This is a genomic window from Micromonospora sp. NPDC007230, from assembly GCF_042869115.1.
GTDB lineage: Bacteria > Actinomycetota > Actinomycetes > Mycobacteriales > Micromonosporaceae > Micromonospora.
On record NZ_JBIAFE010000008.1, the window covers coordinates 140347 to 159856 of the forward strand.

Annotated in this window: 10 protein-coding genes; 1 reads left to right on the forward strand and 9 read right to left on the reverse strand. The window is 75.9% G+C overall.

The annotated features are described in order from the left end of the window. From ACFYML_RS13960 to ACFYML_RS13985, 6 genes are all read right to left on the reverse strand, one after another. Window positions 1–3498: an amino acid adenylation domain-containing protein gene (locus ACFYML_RS13960; RefSeq protein ID WP_387420945.1), complete on the reverse strand. Its 3498-nt coding sequence runs from the start codon at window positions 3496–3498 to the stop codon at window positions 1–3. After that, a complete protein-coding gene (locus ACFYML_RS13965; protein WP_387420946.1) occupies window positions 3495–5792 on the reverse strand; it encodes a lantibiotic dehydratase in 2298 nt (765 codons plus the stop codon). The genes ACFYML_RS13960 and ACFYML_RS13965 overlap by 4 nt, the downstream gene beginning before the upstream one ends. Beyond that, entirely contained in the window at window positions 5789–8869 is a 3081-nt protein-coding gene (locus ACFYML_RS13970; protein ID WP_387420947.1) for a thioesterase domain-containing protein, read from the reverse strand. Before ACFYML_RS13970 ends, ACFYML_RS13965 begins: the two co-directional genes overlap by 4 nt. Continuing rightward, a complete protein-coding gene (locus tag ACFYML_RS13975) occupies window positions 8866–12324 on the reverse strand; it encodes an AMP-binding protein (protein ID WP_387420948.1) in 3459 nt (1152 codons plus the stop codon). Before ACFYML_RS13975 ends, ACFYML_RS13970 begins: the two co-directional genes overlap by 4 nt. Before the next feature lie 340 nt (window positions 12325–12664). Beyond that, complete coding sequence (locus ACFYML_RS13980) at window positions 12665–13060, reverse strand: DUF2267 domain-containing protein (protein WP_387420949.1); 396 nt, start codon at window positions 13058–13060, stop codon at window positions 12665–12667. A gap of 155 nt (window positions 13061–13215) precedes the next feature. Then, on the reverse strand, window positions 13216–13614 hold the full coding sequence (locus tag ACFYML_RS13985; protein ID WP_387420950.1) for an NUDIX domain-containing protein: 399 nt from the start codon (window positions 13612–13614) through the stop codon (window positions 13216–13218). Between the two features lie 60 nt (window positions 13615–13674). Between ACFYML_RS13985 and ACFYML_RS13990 the strand changes: the two genes are divergently transcribed. Continuing rightward, a complete protein-coding gene (locus ACFYML_RS13990) occupies window positions 13675–15846 on the forward strand; it encodes a molybdopterin-dependent oxidoreductase (protein ID WP_387420951.1) in 2172 nt (723 codons plus the stop codon). Between the two features lie 125 nt (window positions 15847–15971). Here the strand turns inward: ACFYML_RS13990 and ACFYML_RS13995 are convergent, their stop codons facing one another. The 3 genes from ACFYML_RS13995 to ACFYML_RS14005 form a co-directional block, all read right to left on the reverse strand. After that, window positions 15972–17339, reverse strand: coding sequence for a hypothetical protein (locus ACFYML_RS13995; protein WP_387420952.1), 1368 nt, complete (start codon window positions 17337–17339; stop codon window positions 15972–15974). Window positions 17340–17575: 236 nt separating this feature from the next. Beyond that, entirely contained in the window at window positions 17576–18394 is an 819-nt protein-coding gene (locus ACFYML_RS14000) for a sugar phosphate isomerase/epimerase family protein (RefSeq protein WP_387281342.1), read from the reverse strand. Then, the gene (locus ACFYML_RS14005; RefSeq protein ID WP_387420953.1) at window positions 18394–19431 is read right to left on the reverse strand and encodes a zinc-binding alcohol dehydrogenase; all 1038 of its coding nucleotides are present in this window, start codon (window positions 19429–19431) and stop codon (window positions 18394–18396) included. The genes ACFYML_RS14000 and ACFYML_RS14005 overlap by 1 nt, the downstream gene beginning before the upstream one ends. Between the last annotated feature and the right edge of the window lie 79 nt (window positions 19432–19510).

Sequence of the window (19510 nt, forward strand, 5' to 3'; positions counted from 1 at the left end):
TCACTGGTGTGGTCGTCGGGGCGGGGTACGGCGGGCCCGGCCGCGGCGGGCGGCGGCGCGCAGCGCGGCGCGGGCCAGTTCCGGCCGGTCGGCGGTGCCGTCGAGGCTGGCGGCGAGGGCCCGTACGGTCGGGTGGCGGAACAGGTCGAGCATGGTGATGGAGCGGCCGGTGGCCGCGGTGAGCCGGGCGTGCACCGCGGCGAGGGCCATCGAGTGGCCGCCGATGTCGAAGAAGTTCTCACCGACCCCGACCCGGTCCTTGCCGAGCACCTCCCGCCAGATGCCGGCGATCAGCTCCTCGGTTTCGGTGAGCTCGTCGGGCCCGACGGGCAGCGTGGCCCGCGCCGGTTCGGCGGCGGCGACGGTCATCGCGCCGAGGGCCGGCACCCGGACCGCCGGCCGCGGCAGCTCGGCGGCGACCCGGTCGGCCGGCGCGTCCGGGTCGGCGGCCAGGGCGCCGACCAGGGCGGCCAGGTCGGCCAGGAGTCCCTCGATCCGGTCCGCCTCGAACAGGTCCGGGTTGTGCACCACCTCGACCCCGGCCCGGCCGGCCCGTTCGACCACGTAGACGGTGATGTCGAAGGGCGAGCCGGGCTTCGGCACCGGCACCGGCTCGACGGTCAGGCCGGCGAGGGCGAGGCGGGGCGGCACGAAGTTGAGCACGTTGAACAGCACCTGCACCAGCGGGGCGCGGGAGGTGTCCCGGCCGACGCCGAGCGCCTCGACGATCCGCTCCAGCGGGGCGCCCGGGTGCGTGGTGACCTCGTGCAGTTCGGCGGCGCAGCGGTCCACCAGCTCGGCGAAGCTGGCGCCGCCGCTGCGCACCCGGACCGGCACGGTGTCGATGAAGAAGCCGATGACGTCGTCGAACGCGGCCAGCCGCCGGTCGGCGACGATCGCGCCGAGCACGTGGTCGTCGGCCCCGGTGAGCCGGCGCAGCAGCTCGCCGAAGCCGGCCAGCAGCACCGCGGCGACCGTGGTGCCGCGCCGGGCGGCCAGCTCGCGGACCGCCCGGTCGGCGTCCGCGGCGAGCACCACCGCCGCCTCCGCGCCGGCGTACGTCTGCACCGCCGGGCGGGGCCGGTCGCGGGGCAGGTCGAGCAGGGTCGGCGCGCCGGCCAGGTGCTCGGTCCACCAGGCCAGGTCGGTGGCGCCCCGGCGGCGGTCCCGGTCGGCCCGCCAGACCGCGTAGTCGGCGTAGGTGGCGGGCAGCGCGGGCAGGGCCGGCGGCGCGCCGGCGATCGCGCGGGCGTACGCGGTGGCGAGGTCGTCGTAGAGCAGCGCCTCGGACCAGCCGTCGAAGACCGCGTGGTGCATGGTCATGGCGAGGACGTGCTCGTCGGCGCCGACCCGGTAGACGGTCAGCTGCCAGGGTGGCCCGGTGGCCAGGTCGAACGCGTGCCCGGCCCCGGCGGCCAGCAGGGTGGCCAGCTCCGCCTCGGCGTCGCCGGCACCGGTCAGGTCCACCACCGGCACGGCCACGTCGGTCGGTTCCTCGCACACCGCGTACGGCACGCCGCCGGTCTGCGGGATGCGCCAGCGCAGCACGTCGTGGCGCTGCACCACGTCGCGCAGCGCCGCGCCGAGGGCGGCGGTGTCCAGCGGCCCACGCAGCCGGTGCGCGACGGCGATGTTGTAGGGCGCGCTGGACGGGGCGAGCTGGTCCATGAACCACAGCCGCCGCTGGGGTGGGGAGAGCGTGGGCGGGTTGCCGGTGGTGAGCTCGTCACTGCCGGCGGGGGCGGCGGCCCGGACCCGGTCCACCAGCGCGGCGAAGGTGCGGCCGGTGAACAGGTCCCGGGTGTCGACCTGCCGGCCCAGTTCGGCGCGGAGCGCGGCGACCAGCCGCATCGCGGCGATCGAGTTGCCGCCGGCGGCGAGGAAGTCGCTGTCCGGGTCCGGGGCCGCGCCGAGCAGCCGGGCCCAGAGCCGCCGGAGGGTGGCCTCGACAGGGTCGCCGCCGGCGACCTCGGCCACCGGGGTGTCCGCGGACCGGGCCAGGGCGCGCAGCGCCGGCCGGTCCAGCTTGCCGGTGGTCGGGCTGACCGGCAGTGCGGCCAGCCGCACCGTCCGGGCCGGCAGCATCGCGGTGGTCAGCCGGGGTCCGGCGTACGCCCGCAGCGCGTCGTCGTCGGGGGCGTCGGCGGGGGTGAGGAACGCGACCAGCTCGGTGCCGGCCGGTCCGGGCACCGCCTCCACGGCGACCCGGTCGACGCCGGGGTGCCCGGCCAGCACCGCCTCGACCTCGCCCAGCTCGATGCGCTGGCCGCGGACCTTGACCTGCCGGTCGGCCCGGCCCAGGTAGACGATCCGGCCGTCGGGCGCCTGGCGGACCAGGTCGCCGGTGCGGTAGAGCCGCTCGCCGGGCCGGTCGCCGAACGGGTCGGGGACGAACCGCTCGGCGGTGAGTCCGGGCCGGTTGAGATAGCCGTCGGCCAGGCCGGGCCCGCCGATCAGCAGCTCGCCGGTCTCCCCCGGCGGCACGGGGCGCAGCTCGGCGTCCACCACGTACGCCCGGTGGTTGGGCAGCGGAAGGCCGATCGGCACCGGGTCGGCGTCGGCGGCGGTGAGGTCGCCGCTGACCGCCAGCACGGTGGTCTCGGTGGGGCCGTAGCCGTTGAGGAACCGCCGGCCGGGAGCCCAGCGGGCGACCAGCTCGGCGGGGACCGCCTCGCCGCCGCAGAGCACCACCCGCCAGGACGGCACGTCCGCCGGGTCGAGCAGGGCGAGCACGGTCGGGGTGATGAATCCCCAGGTCACCTCGTGCGCGGCGAGGAACCGGGCCAGCCGGACCGGATCGGTCCGGTCGTCGGCGCCGAGCAGCTGCACCGCGCCGCCGAGCAGCAGCGGCACGAACAGGTCCATGGTGGCCGCGTCGAAGCCGAGCGAGGCGATGCCGAGGCTGCGTACGCCGGCGTCGGCGCCGGTCAGGGCGGTGACCCCGGTGACGAACTCGACCACGTTGCGGTGGGTGGTGAGCACCCCCTTGGGCCGGCCGGTCGACCCGGAGGTGAACAGCACGTACGCCGGGTCGCCCGGGCGCGCGGGGCAGGGCGCGAGCGGGGCGGGGCCGGGCAGCCCGACCGTCTCCACGCCCGGCTCGTCGCCGAACTCGGTGGCCGCGGCGTCGCCGGCCACCACCCGGACGCCGGCGTCGCGGGCGATCTCGCGCAGCCGCTCGCGCGGGCCGCCCGGCTCCAGGGGCACGTAGCAGCCGCCGGCCAGGAGCACCCCGAGCACGGTGACCACCAGGTCGGGGGTGCGGGTGCCGCAGACGCCGACCCGGTCGCCCCGGCCGACGCCCCGCTCGCGCAGCGCGGCGGCCAGCCCGGCGGCCCGGCCGACGAGTTCGGCGTAGGTGAGCCGCTCGTCCCACTGGCGGACGGCCACCGCGTCGGGGGTGCGGGCCGCCTGCGCGGTGATCAGGTCGGCGAGGGTCGCGTCCGGCCAGGGCAGGGCCTCGCCGTACGCGGCGCTGGCGGTCAGGATGTCGGTCACCGGTGGTCTCCCGTGGCTGGATCGGTGATCTGCAGGCGCAGTTCGCTGACGTGGCCGCGCCCCTGCGCGTCGGTCACCCAGGACTGGGCCGGGGCGGGCAGCAGCTCGCTGACCACCACGGGCACGTCCGGGCTGATCCGGTAAGCGGCGTCCACCATGGCGCACAGCGACTGCGCGTACAGCGGGCCGGTCAGGTCGACGTAGCAGGGCTTGATCTCGGTGCCGACCTTGACGAACACCCGCTCGGGCAGGCCGGTGGCCGCCCGCCACCGGCGTACCGCGAGGTAGCGGGCGCCCTCGTCGGCGTGCCCGGCCAGCCCGCAGGCGCCCGCCGTGGTGCGCCAGGTACGCCGGGCCACCACCAGCCGGTCGATGGTGATCCGGGGCGTGTGCGGCGCCGGGTCGAGCAGCTTGAAGGCGTCCAGCAGCAACGAGTCGAGCAGGCTGGCGAAGACCTCCATGAGCGGCCAGCGGGTGCCGTCGGGGAAGACCGCGGTGAACTGGTCGCCGGCGCGCTCCACGGTGACCGCAGTGGCCGGCACCAGCCGGTCGACGTCGGCGCCGTGCGCCGTGTCGATGCCGAGTTCGCGGTCCCCGGGGCCGGTCAGCGCGTACGTGGTGCGGGTGGTCCGCCGGGGGAAGCTCTCCGGCCAGAGCACCCGCAGCCGGGCCGGGCCGAGGTCGGCGTCGAGGGCGGCCCGCAGCGCCGCCGGGTCGGGGTGGAACAGGCTGAAGACGGCGCTGTCGTAGGCGATGTGGGCCGGGTGCAGCTCGCCGAGGACGAGCAGGAAGTCGCCCCGAGCAACCGCCTCGAGGGAGGCCGCGCTGAGCTGGACGTCCGGGTTGTGCAATCGGGCCGACGGCCAGCCGGGCCGCGTCGCGGGAAACAGCTGCCGGACCCGCTCGGCCAGGTCGTCGGCGCGCAGCCGCAGCTCCACCTGGTCGGCGGGCAGGTCGCGCAGGCCGAACAGCTGCGTCCACCGCTCGGTGAACGCCGCGCCGGCCCGCCCGATCGGGCCGTCCGGGGCGATCAGCGTGCCCTGGGCCAGCAGCCAGAGGTCGGCCAGCCGCACCGGGCCGTCGGCGGCCAACTCGTCGTGCAGCTCGACGAAGAGCTCGGCGCACCGGGCGGCGACCTCCACGGTGAACCACCGGGCCGTCTGGAGCACCACGGCGAGCGGGGCGGCCAGCGTGTCCAGGACGTCGGCGCCGATGCTGAACTCCAGGTCCCGGGCGGTCTCCTCGTAGCAGACGGTGCGGCCGGCGTACATCTGGCCGCTGTGCCGGGTGGCGGGTCGGCCGGTGACGGCGGTGAACTCGGTGTTCAGCGCGGTCAGGGCGGCACCGAGCCGGTCCGGGACGCCGGCGGAGGCCGACACCTCGTCCCGGGCCGCGCGGAGCCGGTCGAAGCCCGCCCTCACCTCGGCCCGCACCCGGTCGTCGCCGATGACCTCGATCCGCTCGGCGAGCACCCGCTCCGCGTCCGGGCTGACCGGCAGGTTCGCGCCCCAGCTGAGCCGGCCGCGGTCGACCCACCGGTCGAGCAGCAGGTAGACGTCGTCCGCGCCGTGCACCTCGCCGGCGGCGCGCATCCGCTCGGCCAGCTCGACCGCGGGGGTGCGGCCGTCGCAGGCGGCGAGCAGCCGGGCCTCGGTCGGGGTCAGCGCGATCGGCGGGTGCAGCGGCCAGCGCAGCTGGCGCCCCTCGACGCTCAGGTGGGGTTGCAGCGCCGGGGCCCACCACCGGCGCACCGCCAAATCGTCGGCGAGCCGGTCGGCGTACGCGATCAGCGCCCACGCCTCGAAAACCACCGTCCGGCGGTCGACCAGCGCCGGGCCGGGCGACAACCGGACCGTGGGCTCCGCGGGGTCGACGGTCCCCCAGCAGACCGGCCCGAAGAACCCGATGGTCTCCGCCTTGCCGCAGTACCGCTGCCAGTAGCGCAGGAGGGCGATCTCCCGCTTGCGGCGGGGCTTGTTGCGCACCGCCGGGTCGGTCCGCAGCAGCCCGTCGAGCGCGACCAGCATGTCCGGGTTCTGCCAGGTGACCGCCTCGCGCAGCAGCGGGTCGGCGGCCAGCTCGGAGGCCACCGCGGAGGATCCGTGGAACGCCTCGCGCAGCGTCTTGTCGAACACCTCCGGGCTGCTCGTGCCGGCGAGCAGCGCGTCGGCGGCGGCGGCCGCCTCGGGGGCGGCGAACCGGTCGAGCCCGTCCGCGGGGAAGCCGGCGGTGCGCAGCACCACGTCCCGCCAGACCGACCAGCCGGTCTGCCCGAGCGGCAGCAGGTGGCTCACGCGTCCTCCCCGGGCGTGTCCACGATGTGCAGTCGCAGCTCGCTGAAGTAGCGGTGGCCGGCCGCGTCGGGCACCCAGGCCTGGTCCGGCGTGGGCAGCATCTCGCTGACCACCAGCGACACGCCGTCGCCGCCGTCGACCCGGGCGGCCCGGACCATGGCGCAGAACATGTTCGCGAAGGCGGGGCTGCCCAGGTCCACGAAGCACGGCTTTGTCTCGGTGCCGAGCTTGACGTACACCTGCTCGGGCAGGCCGAGCCGGCGGCGCCAGTCCCGGACGGCGAGGAACCGCTGCCGCTCGCCGGTCGCGGTGGCCAGGCCGCTCTCCTGCACCGTGGTCCGCCAGGTCTGCCGCGCCACCACCATGTTGTCGAGGGTGATCCGGGGCGTGTACGGGGCGGCGGCGACCAGCTTGAACCCGTCCACCGCGTGCGCGCTGAGCAGCTCGGCGAAGATCTCGGTGAGCGCCCAGCGCTGCCCGTCGGAGGCGGTGGCGACGAGCTGCCCGTCGACGTCGGTGACGGCGAGGTCCACGGTGGGCAGCACCCGGCCCGGCTCGCCGCCCGGGGCGGCCTGGAAGGCGAGGTGCCGGTCGGTCGGGCCGGTCAGCGACTCCGAGGTGCGGCTGGTCCGGCGTGGCCAGTCGGTCGGGAAGAGCAGCCGGATCCGCCGCTGGCCCAGGTCCTCGGCCAGCGCCGCGCGCAGCCGCTCGACGTCCGGGTGGGACGGGGTGAAGACCGCGCAGTCGAACGACGACCAGGCGGCGTGCAGCTCACCGAGGACGACGGTGTACTCGCCCCGGCGCAGCGCCTCCGCGTCGGTGGCGCAGATCTGCAGGTCGGGGCTGTGCATCACGGCGTTGGACCAGTCCGGCCGGATGCCGGGGAAGACCTCGTCGACCCGGTCGGCCAGGTCGGCCACCCGCAGCCGCACGTCGGTGGTGCCGGCGGGCAGCGTGTCCAGCCCGAACAGCCCGGCCCAGCGGGCGGCGAAGTCGGCGGCGACGTCGTCCACCGGCCGCTCCCCACCACCCCAGAACATCCCCTGGGCCAGGAACCACAGGTCGGCCAGGGCGACCGGGCCGTCGCCCGCCTCGGCGCGCAACTCCTCGTAGAGCCCCCGGAACACCTCCCCGTACGCCTCGGCCAGCGCGTTGGCCATCCAGCGGGCGGCGCGCAGCAGCACGTCCAGCGGGGCGGCGAGCTCGGCCAGCAGCGGCGCGCCGAACACCACGGCCAGGTCGCGGGCGGTGTCCTCGTAGCAGATCGTCCGGCCGGCGTACATCTGCCCGGCCCGGCGGTTGGCCGCGGCGCCGGTCAGCTCGGTGAAGGTGGCGTCGAGGGCGTCGAGGGCGGCGCGCAGCCGGTCCGGGTCCCCGGCCGCGGCTGCGACGGCGTCCCGGGCCGCGCGCAGCCGGTCGAAGCCGGCCTGGGCGGCCGTGCGGGCGGCCGGTTCGCCGATCGCCGTGATCCGGTCGGCGAGCACCTGCTCCGCGTCGGGGCTGACCGGCAGGGCGGCGTCCCAGGTGATCAGCTCCCGTTCCACCAGGCGGTCGAGCAGCGCGTACCCGTCCTCGGGCCGGCGCAGCCCGACGGCCGGGTCGGCCACCAGGTCGGCGGCGGACCGGTGACCGTCGGCCGCGGCGAGCAGCGCGGCCTCCACCGGGGACAGCGGCAGCGGCGGGCGCCCGGGGCGCAGCACGGTCCGGTCGTGGACGGCGAGGTGCGGCAGCAGCATCGGGGGCCACCAACGGCGCACCGACAGGTCCGCGCCGATCCGGTCGGCGTACGCGGCCAGCGCCCAGGACTCGAACCACACCCAGCGGCGGCCGGTGAGCTGCGCGCCGGGGCGTACCCGCACGGTCTCCGGCTGCGCCGGGTCGAGGGTGACCCAGCAGCTGGGCCCGAAGAAGCCGACCGTCTCGTTCTTGCCGCAGTAGCGCTGCCAGTACTTGAGCAGCGCCCGTTCCCGGTCCCGGCGCCGCACGTTGCGGGACGCGTCGCCGCCACCGCGGACCAGCCCGTCCAGTGCCACCAGCGCGCCCCGGTTCTGCCAGGTCACCGCCTCGCGCAGCAGCGGGTCGGCGGCCAGTTCGCTGAGCCGGTGGGCGGCGGCGCGGACGGCCTCGTCGAACTCCTTGTCGTAGCGGTCCTCGCCGGACCCGGTGGCGAGCAGCTCGTCCGCCGCCGCGACGGCCCGAGGGGCGGAGAACAGGTCGAGGCCGGTGGCCGGGAAGCCGGTGGTACGCAGGATGGCGTCGCGCCAGACCGACCAGCCGGTGTCCCCCAGCGGCACCCGGTGCGCGCCCGGGGCGGCGCCGGCTGCGCCGCCGCCCGGTGATTCGGCGGTCAGCGCGCCGGCCAGGTCGGCGCGGATCGCGGCCAGCACGTCGAGGAGCTGGTCGTGCAGGAAGAAGTGCCCGCCGTCGATCTCCCGGAGGGTGAACCCGGCGGCGGTGTGCTCCGCCCAGGCGGTGCTGTGCTCGCGGGTGACCGCCCGATCGTGGGCGCCGCTGAACGCGACGATCGGCACCGGCAGCGGCTCGCCGGGCACGTACCGGTAGCTGTCCACCCGGCCGAAGTCGGCCCGCAGCAGCGGCAGCAGCAGCTCCACCAGCTCGGGATGGTCCAGCAGTTCGGCGGGGAGGCCACCGCCCTCGCCGAGGCGGCGCAGCAGCTCCTCGTCGTCCACCCGGGACAGCCCGTCGAAGAGGCTGGGCGCGTCGACGTGCGGGGCCCGGGCGCCACCGACGTACAGGCGCAGCGGCAGCGGCCCGCCGGACCGGCGCAGCTCCCGGACCACCTCGAAGCCGACCCGGCCGCCCATCGAGTGGCCGTAGATGGCGTACGGGCGGTCGGCCCGGGACGCGATGGCGGCGGCCACGTCGGCGACGTCGAAGCGCGGATCCTCGCTGATCCGGTTCTCCCGGCCGGGCAGTTGCACCGGCAGCACCTCGACGTCCGGGCCGATGCCCTCCTGCCACCGCCGGAACGCGCTGGCGCCGGCACCGGCGTAGGGCAGGCAGAACAACCGCACCGGCGCCTGGGGTCGGCTTCCGGCGGAGACGAACCAGTTCACCGCGGACCTTTCTGCACGGGGTCGATCCAGTACCGCTGGCGCTGGAACGGATAGGTGGGCAGCCCGGTACGCCGGACCGTGCCCTCGGGATGCAGGGCGTCCCAGTCGACGTCCCGCCCGGCGACCCAGTCGGCCGCCAGCTCGCGCAGCGGGCCACCGTCGCCGGCGATCCGGGCCTCGGTGTCGAGCAGCACGTCCAGCGCGGCGAGCGCGCCCGGCAGGTCGGCGGCGACCACGGCGGCCCGGTGGGCGAACGCCCGCCGGCCGAGCGCCAGGGTGGCGGCGACCTCGGGCAGCGCCGGGGCGGCGCCGGCCAGGTGGGCCCGCAGCCGGGTCAGCGCGGCCCGCAGCGCCGCCGGGGTACGCGCGGACACCGGCAGCAGCCAGGGGCCGTCACCCGGGGCGTCGAGCGGCTCGTCCGGCGGGGGCTGCTCCACCACCACGTGCGCGTTGGTGCCGCCGAGCCCGAAGGCGCTGACCCCGGCCACCCGGCGCGGGCCCTGCGGCCAGTCCCGCGCCTTGGTGGGCACGTAGAACGGGCCGGCGGCCAGGTCGATCTCCGGATGCGGGCGGGTGAAGTGCAGGTTCGGCGGGATCACGCCGTGCCGCACGGCGAGCACCGCCTTGATCAGCCCGGCGATGCCGGCGGCGGCGTCCAGGTGGCCGATGTTGGTCTTCACCGAGCCCAGCGCACAGGAGTCGGCGGGCGCGGCGCCGGCGTACACCTCGTGCAGCGCGGCGACCTCGATGGCGTCGCCGAGGGGCGTGCCGCTGCCGTGGCCCTCGACGAAGCGGACCTCGCCGGGGGCGACCTCGGCGGTGGCGAGCGCGTTGGCGACGGCGGCGGCCTGCCCGGCCGGGCCGGGGACGGCGAAGCCGGCCCGCTGCGCGCCGTCGTTGGTGACCGCCCAGCCGGGCAGGACGGCGTAGATCCGGTCGCCGTCGGCCTGCGCGTCGGCGAGCCGGCGCAGCGCGACGATCCCCACCCCGGAGCCGAAGCCGGACCCGTTGGCGCCCTCGTCGAAGGCGCGGCACCGGCCGTCCGGCGAGGCCAGCCCGCCCGGGGTGTGCCGGTGCCGGGGCCAGGTGACGGTGACGCCGCCGGCGAGGGCGATGTCGCACTGGTAGTCGGCGAGGCTCTGCGCGGCGAGGCAGACCGCGACCAGGGAGCTGGAGCAGGCGCTCTGCGCGGCGAGGGCGGGCCCGGTCAGCCCGAGCCGGTACGCGACCTGCCCGGGCAGGTGGTCGGTGAACTGCCGGCCGATCAGCCGGGCCTCCCAGTCGTCCGGGTCCACGTCGCCGGCCACCGCGGGGTTGTCGAGCAGGTGGAAGAGGAAGTACCGGTTGGCGGAGGCGGCCGAGTAGACGCCGATCAGGCCGGGGAACCGCGCCGGATCGTGCCCGGCGTCCTCCAGCGCCTCCCAGGCGGTCTCCAGGAAGAGGCGGTGCTGCGGGTCGGTCCGGGCGGCCTCGTCGGCGCCGAACGAGAAGAAGTCGGCGTCGAAGTCGGCCACCCCGTCGAGCCGGCCGACCGCCCGCACGTGGCGCGGGTCGTTGCGCAGCCCCGGCCCGATGCCGAGCGCGGCCAACTCCTCGTCGGTGTGGTCGTGGACGGAGTCGACGCCGGTGCACAGGTTCCACCAGAAGGTGGCCACGTCGGGGGCGCCGGGGAACCGGCCGGCGAGCCCGACCACGGCGATCTCGTCGCCGGTGTACTCGCGGGCCGCGGCGGCCGGCGCGGCCGGCACGGGCAGCACCGGCGCGCGCACCGCCTCGGGCGGGGCGTCGAGCAGCGCCGCCTGGGCGGCCACCGTGGGGTGGTCGAACAGGCGCAGCAGCGGCAGCCGCACCCCGAAGTGCTCGGCCAGCCGCTGCTGCACCTGGCCGAGGAGCAGGGACTGCCCGCCCACGTCGAAGAAGCTGTCGGTCCGGGCGACCGCGTCCCGGCCGAGCACCGCGCACCAGATGTCGTGCACGACCTGCTCGGTGTCGGTGGTGGGGGCGGCGTCGGCGGGCACCTCGCGGGCCGGGTCGGGCAGGGCCCGCTCGTCCACCTTGCCGGTCACGGTCAGCGGGAACTCGTCGAGCACCACCACCGTGCGGGGCAGCGCGTACGGGGGCAGCGCCGCGGCGAGGGCGGCTCGCAGCGCCGTCGCGTCCGGCCGGGTCCCGTCGGCCGGACGGGCGTACGCCAGCAGCTCGCCGTCGCGGGCGATCGCCCGTACGCCGGCCACGCCGGGCTGGGCGGCGAGCACCGCCTCGATCTCGGTCAGCTCGACCCGGTGCCCGCGTACCTTGACCTGCCGGTCGAGCCGGCCGAGGCAGACCAGCTCGCCGCCGGGTAGCCGCCGGCCGAGGTCACCGGTCCGGTACCCGCGCACCCCGTCGGCGTCCACGGTGAAGCGGTCACTGTCCTGGTTGAGGTAACCGGGGGCGAGGTGCCGGCTGCGCACCACGATCTCGCCGGTGTCGGGGGCGAGATCCACCTGGTAGCCGGGGAACGCGCCGCCGATCGGCAGTGGACCGGTGGCGACGGGGTCCACCTCGGACAGCGGCAGCGCGTACCGGGCGACGAAGGTCATCTCGGTGGCGCCGTAGCCGTTGACCAGCTCGCAGTCGGGCGCGAACCGGTCCCGGCCGCGGGCCGCGTCGGCGTACGTGGCCTGCTCGCCGCCGAGCAGGACCACCCGGACCGCGTCGAGCCGCTGGTCGCCGAGGGTGTCGAGCAGGAATCGGTAGACCGTGGGCGTGCAGTGCAGCACGGTCGCCCGGTGCCGGTCGAGCTGCTCGACGGCGTACGCGAGGCCCTGCCGGCGCAGGTCGACCGGGACCACGGCGGCGCCGGTGAGCAGTGCCGGGTACAGGTCCGGGATGGCGGCGTCGAAGCTGAACGAGGCGAGCAGGCTGAGCCGGTCGGTCGGGCCGATGGCCAGCGCGGCGATCTGGTTGTCGACGACGTGCGCCAGGTTGCGGTGGGTCTGCCCGACCGCCTTGGGCACCCCGGTGGAGCCCGAGGTGAACAGCACGTAGGCGAGCGCGTCCGGGTCGACCGGGACCGGTCGCAGCGGGGCGGGCGGCACGTCGTCCAGCGGCACCACGGTCCGGCCGTCGGCGAGCCCGCTGGCCAGCTCCCGGTGCTCGGCGGCGCAGGCGATCGCGTCGACCCCGGCGGCGGCGAGCATGTGGCGCAGCCGCTCGACCGGGAACCCCGGGTCCAGCGGCACGTACGCGCACCCGGCTGCGAGGGCGCCGAGGAGCGCGGCGACGGTCGGCGCCCCGTGCGCGGTGAGCAGGGCGACCCGGTCGCCGGGTCGGACGCCGGCGGCGGCGAGCGCGGCGGCGTGGCCCCCGGCCGCGCCGGCCAGCTCGGCGTAGCTGACCTCGTGGGTCTCGCCGAGCAGGGCCGGACGATCACCGTGCCGCGCCGCGACGTCGCCGAAGCGATTGATGATCATAGAATTTGCCATGTCAGGGGGTTGACGTTTCCCCACAGATGGCAGGCGCGCAGGATTCCACGCTTGTGATCATGATCCCCCCCAGGACTTCACAATGGATGCAGAATAAAACTCAATCTCTCGATGGGAAGCGGATCGATGAAGGTCGAGCCGAAGGGGGGACGGGGGGCTGGAACCTCGGACGGCAGAATTCGTCCGATCATCCCTCTAGCGCGAAGACGATTTTCAGCGTAGAGAGCTACTCGCAAGTTATTTTCCGGTGAAAGTACTTCCGAACCGTGGAATCTTCGGTCAAGCGGTGCAATTGCCGGAGCTCAACCCGGTCTACTGGGGAGCGTCCTCACATATCGTACGGCGGACGCGGGATCGGGTCCACCATGACGTCGAAACCCCTCGGCAGCTGCGCCAGCAGATCCTGGAACTCGCCGACCGTCACCGCCTCGCGCAACGTGATGAGCACCGCCCGGGTGCCCACCTCGGCGACCGCGGGGTCCACCTCGGCCCGCTCGGCCACCCGCTGCACGAAGGCGACCGCTCCCCCGCCCCCGGCGGGCCCGACCGGCGCGGAGAGATAACTGCCCAGCTCGTCCGGCAACTGCGCGGCCAACTCCGCCGACTCGTTGCCGGTCACCCGCTCGGCGAGGGTCTGCAGCACCGCCCGGGAGATCGTGGCCGCCTGCTCGGTGGGCAGCTCGGCGCGGCTGGACACCGCCTCGACGAATCGGGGAAACCGCACGCCGCCCTCCTGTCGTCGCCGGCCCGCTGCCGGGTTGCCGACGACCCCAGTTCAACCGGCTGACGACCGGCGACGACCTGGAGCCGCCGGTGGGTACCCGCGACCCGGCGGGGCAAACGGCGGACGGCCGCGCCGATGACCGCCCGGCCCAGGGGTCAGCGCAGCGCGCCGGTCGACCGCAGGTGCTCGAAGACGAGCTGGTTGGCCGGGGAGACCCGGTGCCGGTCGGCGTAGCCGAGCCAGGCCAGCTCCTCGATCTCGCTCGCCGGCCGCAGCGTGCCCCGGTAGTCGGCGGCGTAACAGGTCATCCGCACCAGCGTCCCGGCGGCGCGCCCGTGCGCCTGCGCGGTGAACGTGCCGGCCGGCACGGCCGACTCCGGCACGATCGCGACACCCAACTCCTCGGCGATCTCCCGGGCCAGGGTCGCCAGGTCGGTCTCGCCCGGCTCCCGCTTCCCGCCCGGCAGGTACCAGACGTCCTTCCCCCGGGACCGGGCGCAGAGCACGCGGCCGTCCTCGATCCGGATCCAGGCCACCTTGTCGATCTCACGCACGGCACTCTCCCGGCTCGGCTGCCGCACGAGGTTATCGGACCCGCTGAGTAGGCTGCCCGCATGGCCCGCACCACCCACCCCGGCGCCTGCCCGCTGGACTGCCCGGACACCTGCGTCTGGCAGCTCACCGTCGAGGACGGCCGGGCCGTCGCGCTGCGCGGCGACCGCGACCACCCGTTCACCCGGGGCGCCCTCTGCGGCAAGGTCAACCGCTACCTCGACGCGGTCAACGGGCCCGACCGGCTGACCACCCCGTACGTCCGGACCGGGCCGAAGGGCGTCGGGCGGGTCGCCTACCGCCCGGCGAGCTGGGACGAGGCGGTCGAGCGGGTGGCCGCCGGGCTGCGCGCCAGCATCGACCGGGACGGCCCGGAATCGGTCCTGCCCTACTACTTCGCCGGCACCATGGGACATGTGCAGGGCTGGACGATGGGTCCCCGGCTCTTCGCGTACCTGGGCGCGTCGCGGCTGGACACCACCATCTGCACCGGCGCCGCGCGGGCCGCGCAAGGCTCGATCTACGGCGGCTCGGTCGGCTTCGAGCCGGAATCCATCGTGGACGCCCGGCTGATCGTGCTCTGGGGCGCCAACCCGCTCGCCACCAACCTGCACCTGTGGCCGTTCGTGCAGCAGGCCCGGGAGCGCGGCGCACACCTGGTGACCGTCGACCCGCTGCGCACCGACACCGCGGCACGCAGCGACGAGCACGTCGCGCCGCTGCCCGGCACCGACGCGGCCCTGGCGTTGGGGCTGATGCGGCACGTCCTCGACGCCGGCGCGGCGGATCAGCAGTGGCTGGCGGCGCACACCGTCGGCTGGCCGGAGCTGGCGGCCCGGCTCGGCGAGTGGCCGGTGGAGCGGGCGGCCGCCGAGTGCGGCCTGCCGGTCGAGGTGGTACGCCGCCTCGGCGAGCGGATCGCCACCACCCGGCCGACCGCCGTCCGGGTCGGGCTGGGCCTGCAACGGCACCACGGCGCGGGCCAGGCGATCCGGGCGATCTGCGCGCTGCCGCTGGTCACCGGCGACTTCCGGTATCCGGGCGGGGGCGCGCTCGTCTCGACCAGCGGACACCACCCGATCGACGAGGGACCGGTGATCCGGCCGCCGGACATGCCCGCCCCGCGGGCCCGGTCGGTGAACATGAGCCGGCTCGCCACCGTGCTCACCGGCGAGGCCGACCCGCCGGTGACGTCCCTGGTGGTGTTCAACGCCAACCCGGCCGCCACCGCCCCCGACCAGAACCGGCTGCTCGCCGGCCTGCGCCGCGCCGACCTGTGCACCGTCGTGCTGGAGCAACGCTGGACGGACACCTGCGACTTCGCCGACGTGGTGCTGCCGGCCACCATGCAGCCCGAGCACCTCGACCTGCACTCCTCCTACGGGCACCACTACACGACGCTCAACCTGCCGGCGACCCGGGCGCCCGGCGAGGCGCTGCCGAACACCGAGATCTTCCGCCGGATCGCTGCCGCGCTCGGGATCGACCATCCCCGGCTGCGGGACAGCGACGAGGACCTGGCCCGGCAGCTCCTGCACGGCACGCCGGTCAGCTTCGAGGAGCTGCGCGCGCGGACGTACGCCCGGACCAGCGGGGTGGCGGTCGGATCCGCCCCGTACGCCGACGGCGGCTTCCCCACCCCGGACGGGCGGGCCCGGCTGCACGACCCGGCGCTGGCCCGGCACGGGGTGGATCCGGTCGTCGGCTACACCCCGCCGATCGAGGCCGCCGACCCGGCGCTGGCCGGCCGGTTCCCGCTGGTGCTCATCGCCCCGGCCGGCCGGTACCTGATGAACTCCACCTTCGCCTCGCTGCCCTGGCACGCCCGGCGGACCGGGCCGCCCCGGGTGCACCTGCACCCCGACGACGCGGCGGCGCGCGGCCTCGCCGACGGGGACGCGGTGCGGGTGCACAACGACCGCGGGGCGTTCCTGGCGGCGGTCGCCGTGGACGACGCGACGCGGCCCGGGCTGGCGTTCACCTACAAGGCGTACTGGGCGCGGCTGAGCCCGGGACGGGCCACCGTCAACGCGGTCACCGCGGTCCGCGACGCCGACCTGGGCGGCGCGCCGACCTTCCACGACTGCCGCGTGGAGGTCGAGCCGGTGCCGGCCGAACTGCTGACGGCGGAGCCGCCCCAGGACGAGAAGGCCGCGCCGCCGCCACCGCGCGAGGCGACGGAGGACCCGGCCGGGCCGGCGTCACGATCGCCGGAGGCCGTGCCGGCCGGATGAGGCGGCGGGTTCCGCTCGGCGGGTACGCCGTCGTTCACGCCGGCCAGCACCCGGTCGGCGTCCCCGGGGCCGCATGGCCCGGACCCGTCCGTCCGCCATGAGCCGCCGGATACCAGCGGGGCGGCTCACCCCTCGGCGAGGGCGTCCAGCAGCAGGGCGGCGGTCCAGCTGAACGCCGGCGAGCCCAGCCCCGCCCCGGTGTCCGGGTGGAAGTACTCGTGGCAGCCGCTGCGGGCGACCAGCGCCAGCATCGACTCGCGCAGCCCGGCGGCCAGGTCGGGGCGGTGGTGGGTGAGCAGCCCGCGCCACAGCAGCCAGCTGGTGTTCAGCCAGCTCGGGCCACGCCAGTAGCGCAGCGGCTCGAAGTCCGGCGCGGTGCGGTCGTAGGTGGGCAGCGGGCGATCCATCCGGGCGGCGAGGCCGAACCGGGGCGAGCCCGCCTCGGCGAGCACCGCCTGCACCTGGCGGGCCGGCAGGTCGGGCAGGACGAGTGGCATCAGCCCGAGCACCGTGCGGGCCGGGATGAGCCGGTCGGCGCGTACGTCGCGCGGATGGAAGGTGCCGGTGGCCGGGTCGTACAGCCGGTCGACCAGGGCCTCGGTGATCCGGGCCGCCCGTTCCCGGTGCGGCCCCGGGTCGGCACCGACCACGGTGGCGATCCGGGCCAGCGCGTGCTCGGCCAGCCCGAGCGCCGCGTTGACCAGCGGGCACTCCACCAGGAACGGGTGCCGGCCGAGCAGCCCGTCGTCCCGGTAGCGGCCCGCCCGGTAGGCGTCGACGAGCGCCACGTAGCGCGCATAGTCGAGGTCCGTGGGGCGGTGCGCCGCGTCGGCGTGCGCGGTGTCGTGCCGGCGGTACGCCCGCATGATGTCGGCCTCGGCGGGCACCACGGCCAGCGGGGCGTCCCAGGCGGGACTGTTGTCCAGCCCGGACTCCCACGGGTGGACCACTGCGGCCAGCCCGGCGCCACCGACGTCGCGCCGCCCGGTCAGGTAGCGCTGCTGGGCGACCAGCCGCGGGTAGAGCTCACGCAGCGCCCGCACCGACGCCTCGGAGGGGGCACGGCGGTGCACCAGCCAGGCGGCCGGGGCGTGCACCGGCGGTTGGACGATCCCGGAGGTGGCCGCGGCGGGGGCGCCGTCGACGCGGGTCGAGTCCCAGAACTCCGGTCCGGGGAAGTACGAGCCGGCCCGCAGCGCGGGGTTGAACACGATGTGCGGCACCCGCCCGTCGGCCCACTGCGCGGCGAACAGGGTGCGCAGCTCCCGCCAGGCCCGGTCCGGGCGGAAGTGGGCCAACCCGACCGCGATGAACGCCGAGTCCCAGCTCCACTGGTGCGGGTAGAGGGTGCGCGACGGCACCGTGTGGTCGTGTTCCCAGTTGGCGTCGAGGGTGGTGATCGCCAGCCGGCGCAGCGCGGCGGCGCGTTCCGCACCGGCCACCCGAGCCGACGGATCCCCCGCACGCAACTCGGCAGGTGTGCCGGCACTCATGCGGCCACCTCGCTCCGCTCGGCAGCCCCATGAGGCTCCCCGGCACTGTGCCCGATGATTCGCTCACTGCGCTCGCTCATGCGGCCACCTCGTTCCGCTCGGCAGCCCCATGAGACTCCCCCGCACTGTGCCCGATGATTCGCTCACTCCGCTCGCTCATGCGGCCACCTCGCTCCGCTCGGCAGCCCCATGAGACTCCCCCGCACTGCGCCCGATGATTCGCTCACTCCGCTCGCTCATGCGGCTGCCTGCCGGGGGCGGGCCTGGGCGAGCACGGCGGCCGCCTGGCGCAGGGCGGCGACGGGCTCGCCGCGCAGCCGGCACTCGACGGCCAGCCAGCCGGCGTAGCCGAGGTCGTCGAGGGTACGCAGCAGCGCCGGCCAGTCCAGGTGGCCGGCGCCGGGCTGGTACCGGTTGGAGTCGCTGACCTGCACGTGCCCCAGGTATGGCGCGGCCGCGCGCAGCGCCGCGGGCACGTCGTCCTCCTCGATGTTCATGTGGAACGTGTCGGCGACCACGCGCACCGAGGGCAGGCCGACCGCCCGGCACAGGGCGACCGCCTCGTCGAGGCGGTTGACCATGTGGTCCTCGTACCGGTTGAGGGGTTCCAGGAAGAGGGTGACCCCCTCGGCGCGGGCGTGCTCGCCCAGCTCGCCCAGGGCGTCGACGAGCACCTGCCGATCGCCGTCGGGCGAGCGGGGCGGCTCGAACGGCGGCAGCCGGCGGGAGAACATCCCCCAGGCCGCGGGGGTCATCGCGCCGATCCCGCCGATCTCGGCGATCACCGAGAGCTGGGAGCGGAGGTTGCGCACCGCGTCCCCGGCCCGCTCCGGGTCGAAGTCACCGATGAAGTGGTCCATCTCGACGCAGACGGTGGGCAGCACCACGCCGTCGGCGCGGGCCCGGCGCAGCTCGGGCAGCCGCCGGGCGAACGCCAGCTCGCCGCGGCCGCGCAGCTCGATGCCCTGGTAGCCGAGCGAGACGGCGAGGGCGTACTTGTCGGACAGGCTGGCGCCGGGGAGCAGCTGCTCCTGGCAGGCGAGTGGAATGGCCATCAGAACCTCAGCACGACTTGGAGGACGGCATCGTCACCGCGGTCGAGCAACGCCAGCGCGTCGGCCACCGCGCCCGCGTCGACGACGTGGCTCACCAGCGGCAGCGGGTCGACGCTGCCCTCGGCCACCAGGTCCATGAAGGTGTCGGCGATCCTGGGCCCGGTCCACCGGCCGGCCGTGCCGGGCGCCGGGGTGGGCCCGGAGACCTGGGCCGCCACCAGCTGGATCCGGTTGTGGTGGAACTCCTCGCCGAGCCCCAGCCCGTGGGCGTACCCCTGGTAGAAGCCGGCGGCCACGACACGGCCGGCGTGGGTGGTGGCGCGGATGGCCTCGTGCAGCGCCGGGTACGACCCGGACAGCTCGAGGCAGACGTCCGCGCCGCGGCCGTCGGTGGCCGCGTGCAGCACGGCGGCGGCCGAGTCGATGGCGACGTCGACCGCCCGGCGGGCGCCGAACGCGGTGGCGTGCGCCAGCCGGACCGGCACCCGGTCGACCGCGACGACCCGGGCCCCGGACAGGACGGCGAGCCGGGTGCCGAGCAGCCCGATCACTCCCTGCCCGAAGACGCCGACCCAGTCGCCGAGGTGCAGGTCGCCGGCGAGCACGGCGGTCAGCGCGATGGCGCCCGGGCGGGCGAAGACGGCGGCGAGCGGGTCGAGGCCGGGGGCGAGCGGGGTGACCGTGGCGGCGGCCAGCACGGCCTCGGCCCGGTGCCCCCAGATGCCCCAGACGAGCTGGCCGGGCCGGCGGTCGGCGACGTCCGGGGCCACCTCGACCACCTCGCCGACCTCCTCGTAGCCGAAGCCGACCACCGGGTACGCGGGCGCGGCCTGCCGGGGCACGAACATGCGGGTGGCGTCGTCCCAGTCCTTGCTGAGCCGGGGGTTGCTGCCCCGGTAGAGGGTCAGCTCGGTGCCGGCGGAGATGCCGGAGTAGCGGGTGCGGACGCGGACCTGGCCGGGGCCGAGCGGGTCCGGGGGGCAGGGCTCCAGGCTGACGCGTCGGGGCCCGGCCAGAGAGACAACCCAATTGGCCATGGCGTCGCTCCGAGGGAAGTGCCGACCACGATTCTAACCGAAAAAATCGGCATATGTGGTTCGATTGATCAATCGATGG

What these genes read in the sequence shown, in the direction of transcription:
- ACFYML_RS13995 (WP_387420952.1), bottom strand. Translation starts at nt 17,339, where the DNA reads ATGAGTGCCGGCACACCTGCCGAGTTGCGTGCGGGGGATCCGTCGGCT.
- ACFYML_RS14000 (WP_387281342.1), bottom strand. Translation starts at nt 18,394, where the DNA reads ATGGCCATTCCACTCGCCTGCCAGGAGCAGCTGCTCCCCGGCGCCAGC.
- ACFYML_RS13990 (WP_387420951.1), top strand. Translation starts at nt 13,675, where the DNA reads ATGGCCCGCACCACCCACCCCGGCGCCTGCCCGCTGGACTGCCCGGAC.
- ACFYML_RS14005 (WP_387420953.1), bottom strand. Translation starts at nt 19,431, where the DNA reads ATGGCCAATTGGGTTGTCTCTCTGGCCGGGCCCCGACGCGTCAGCCTG.
- ACFYML_RS13975 (WP_387420948.1), bottom strand. Translation starts at nt 12,324, where the DNA reads ATGATCATCAATCGCTTCGGCGACGTCGCGGCGCGGCACGGTGATCGT.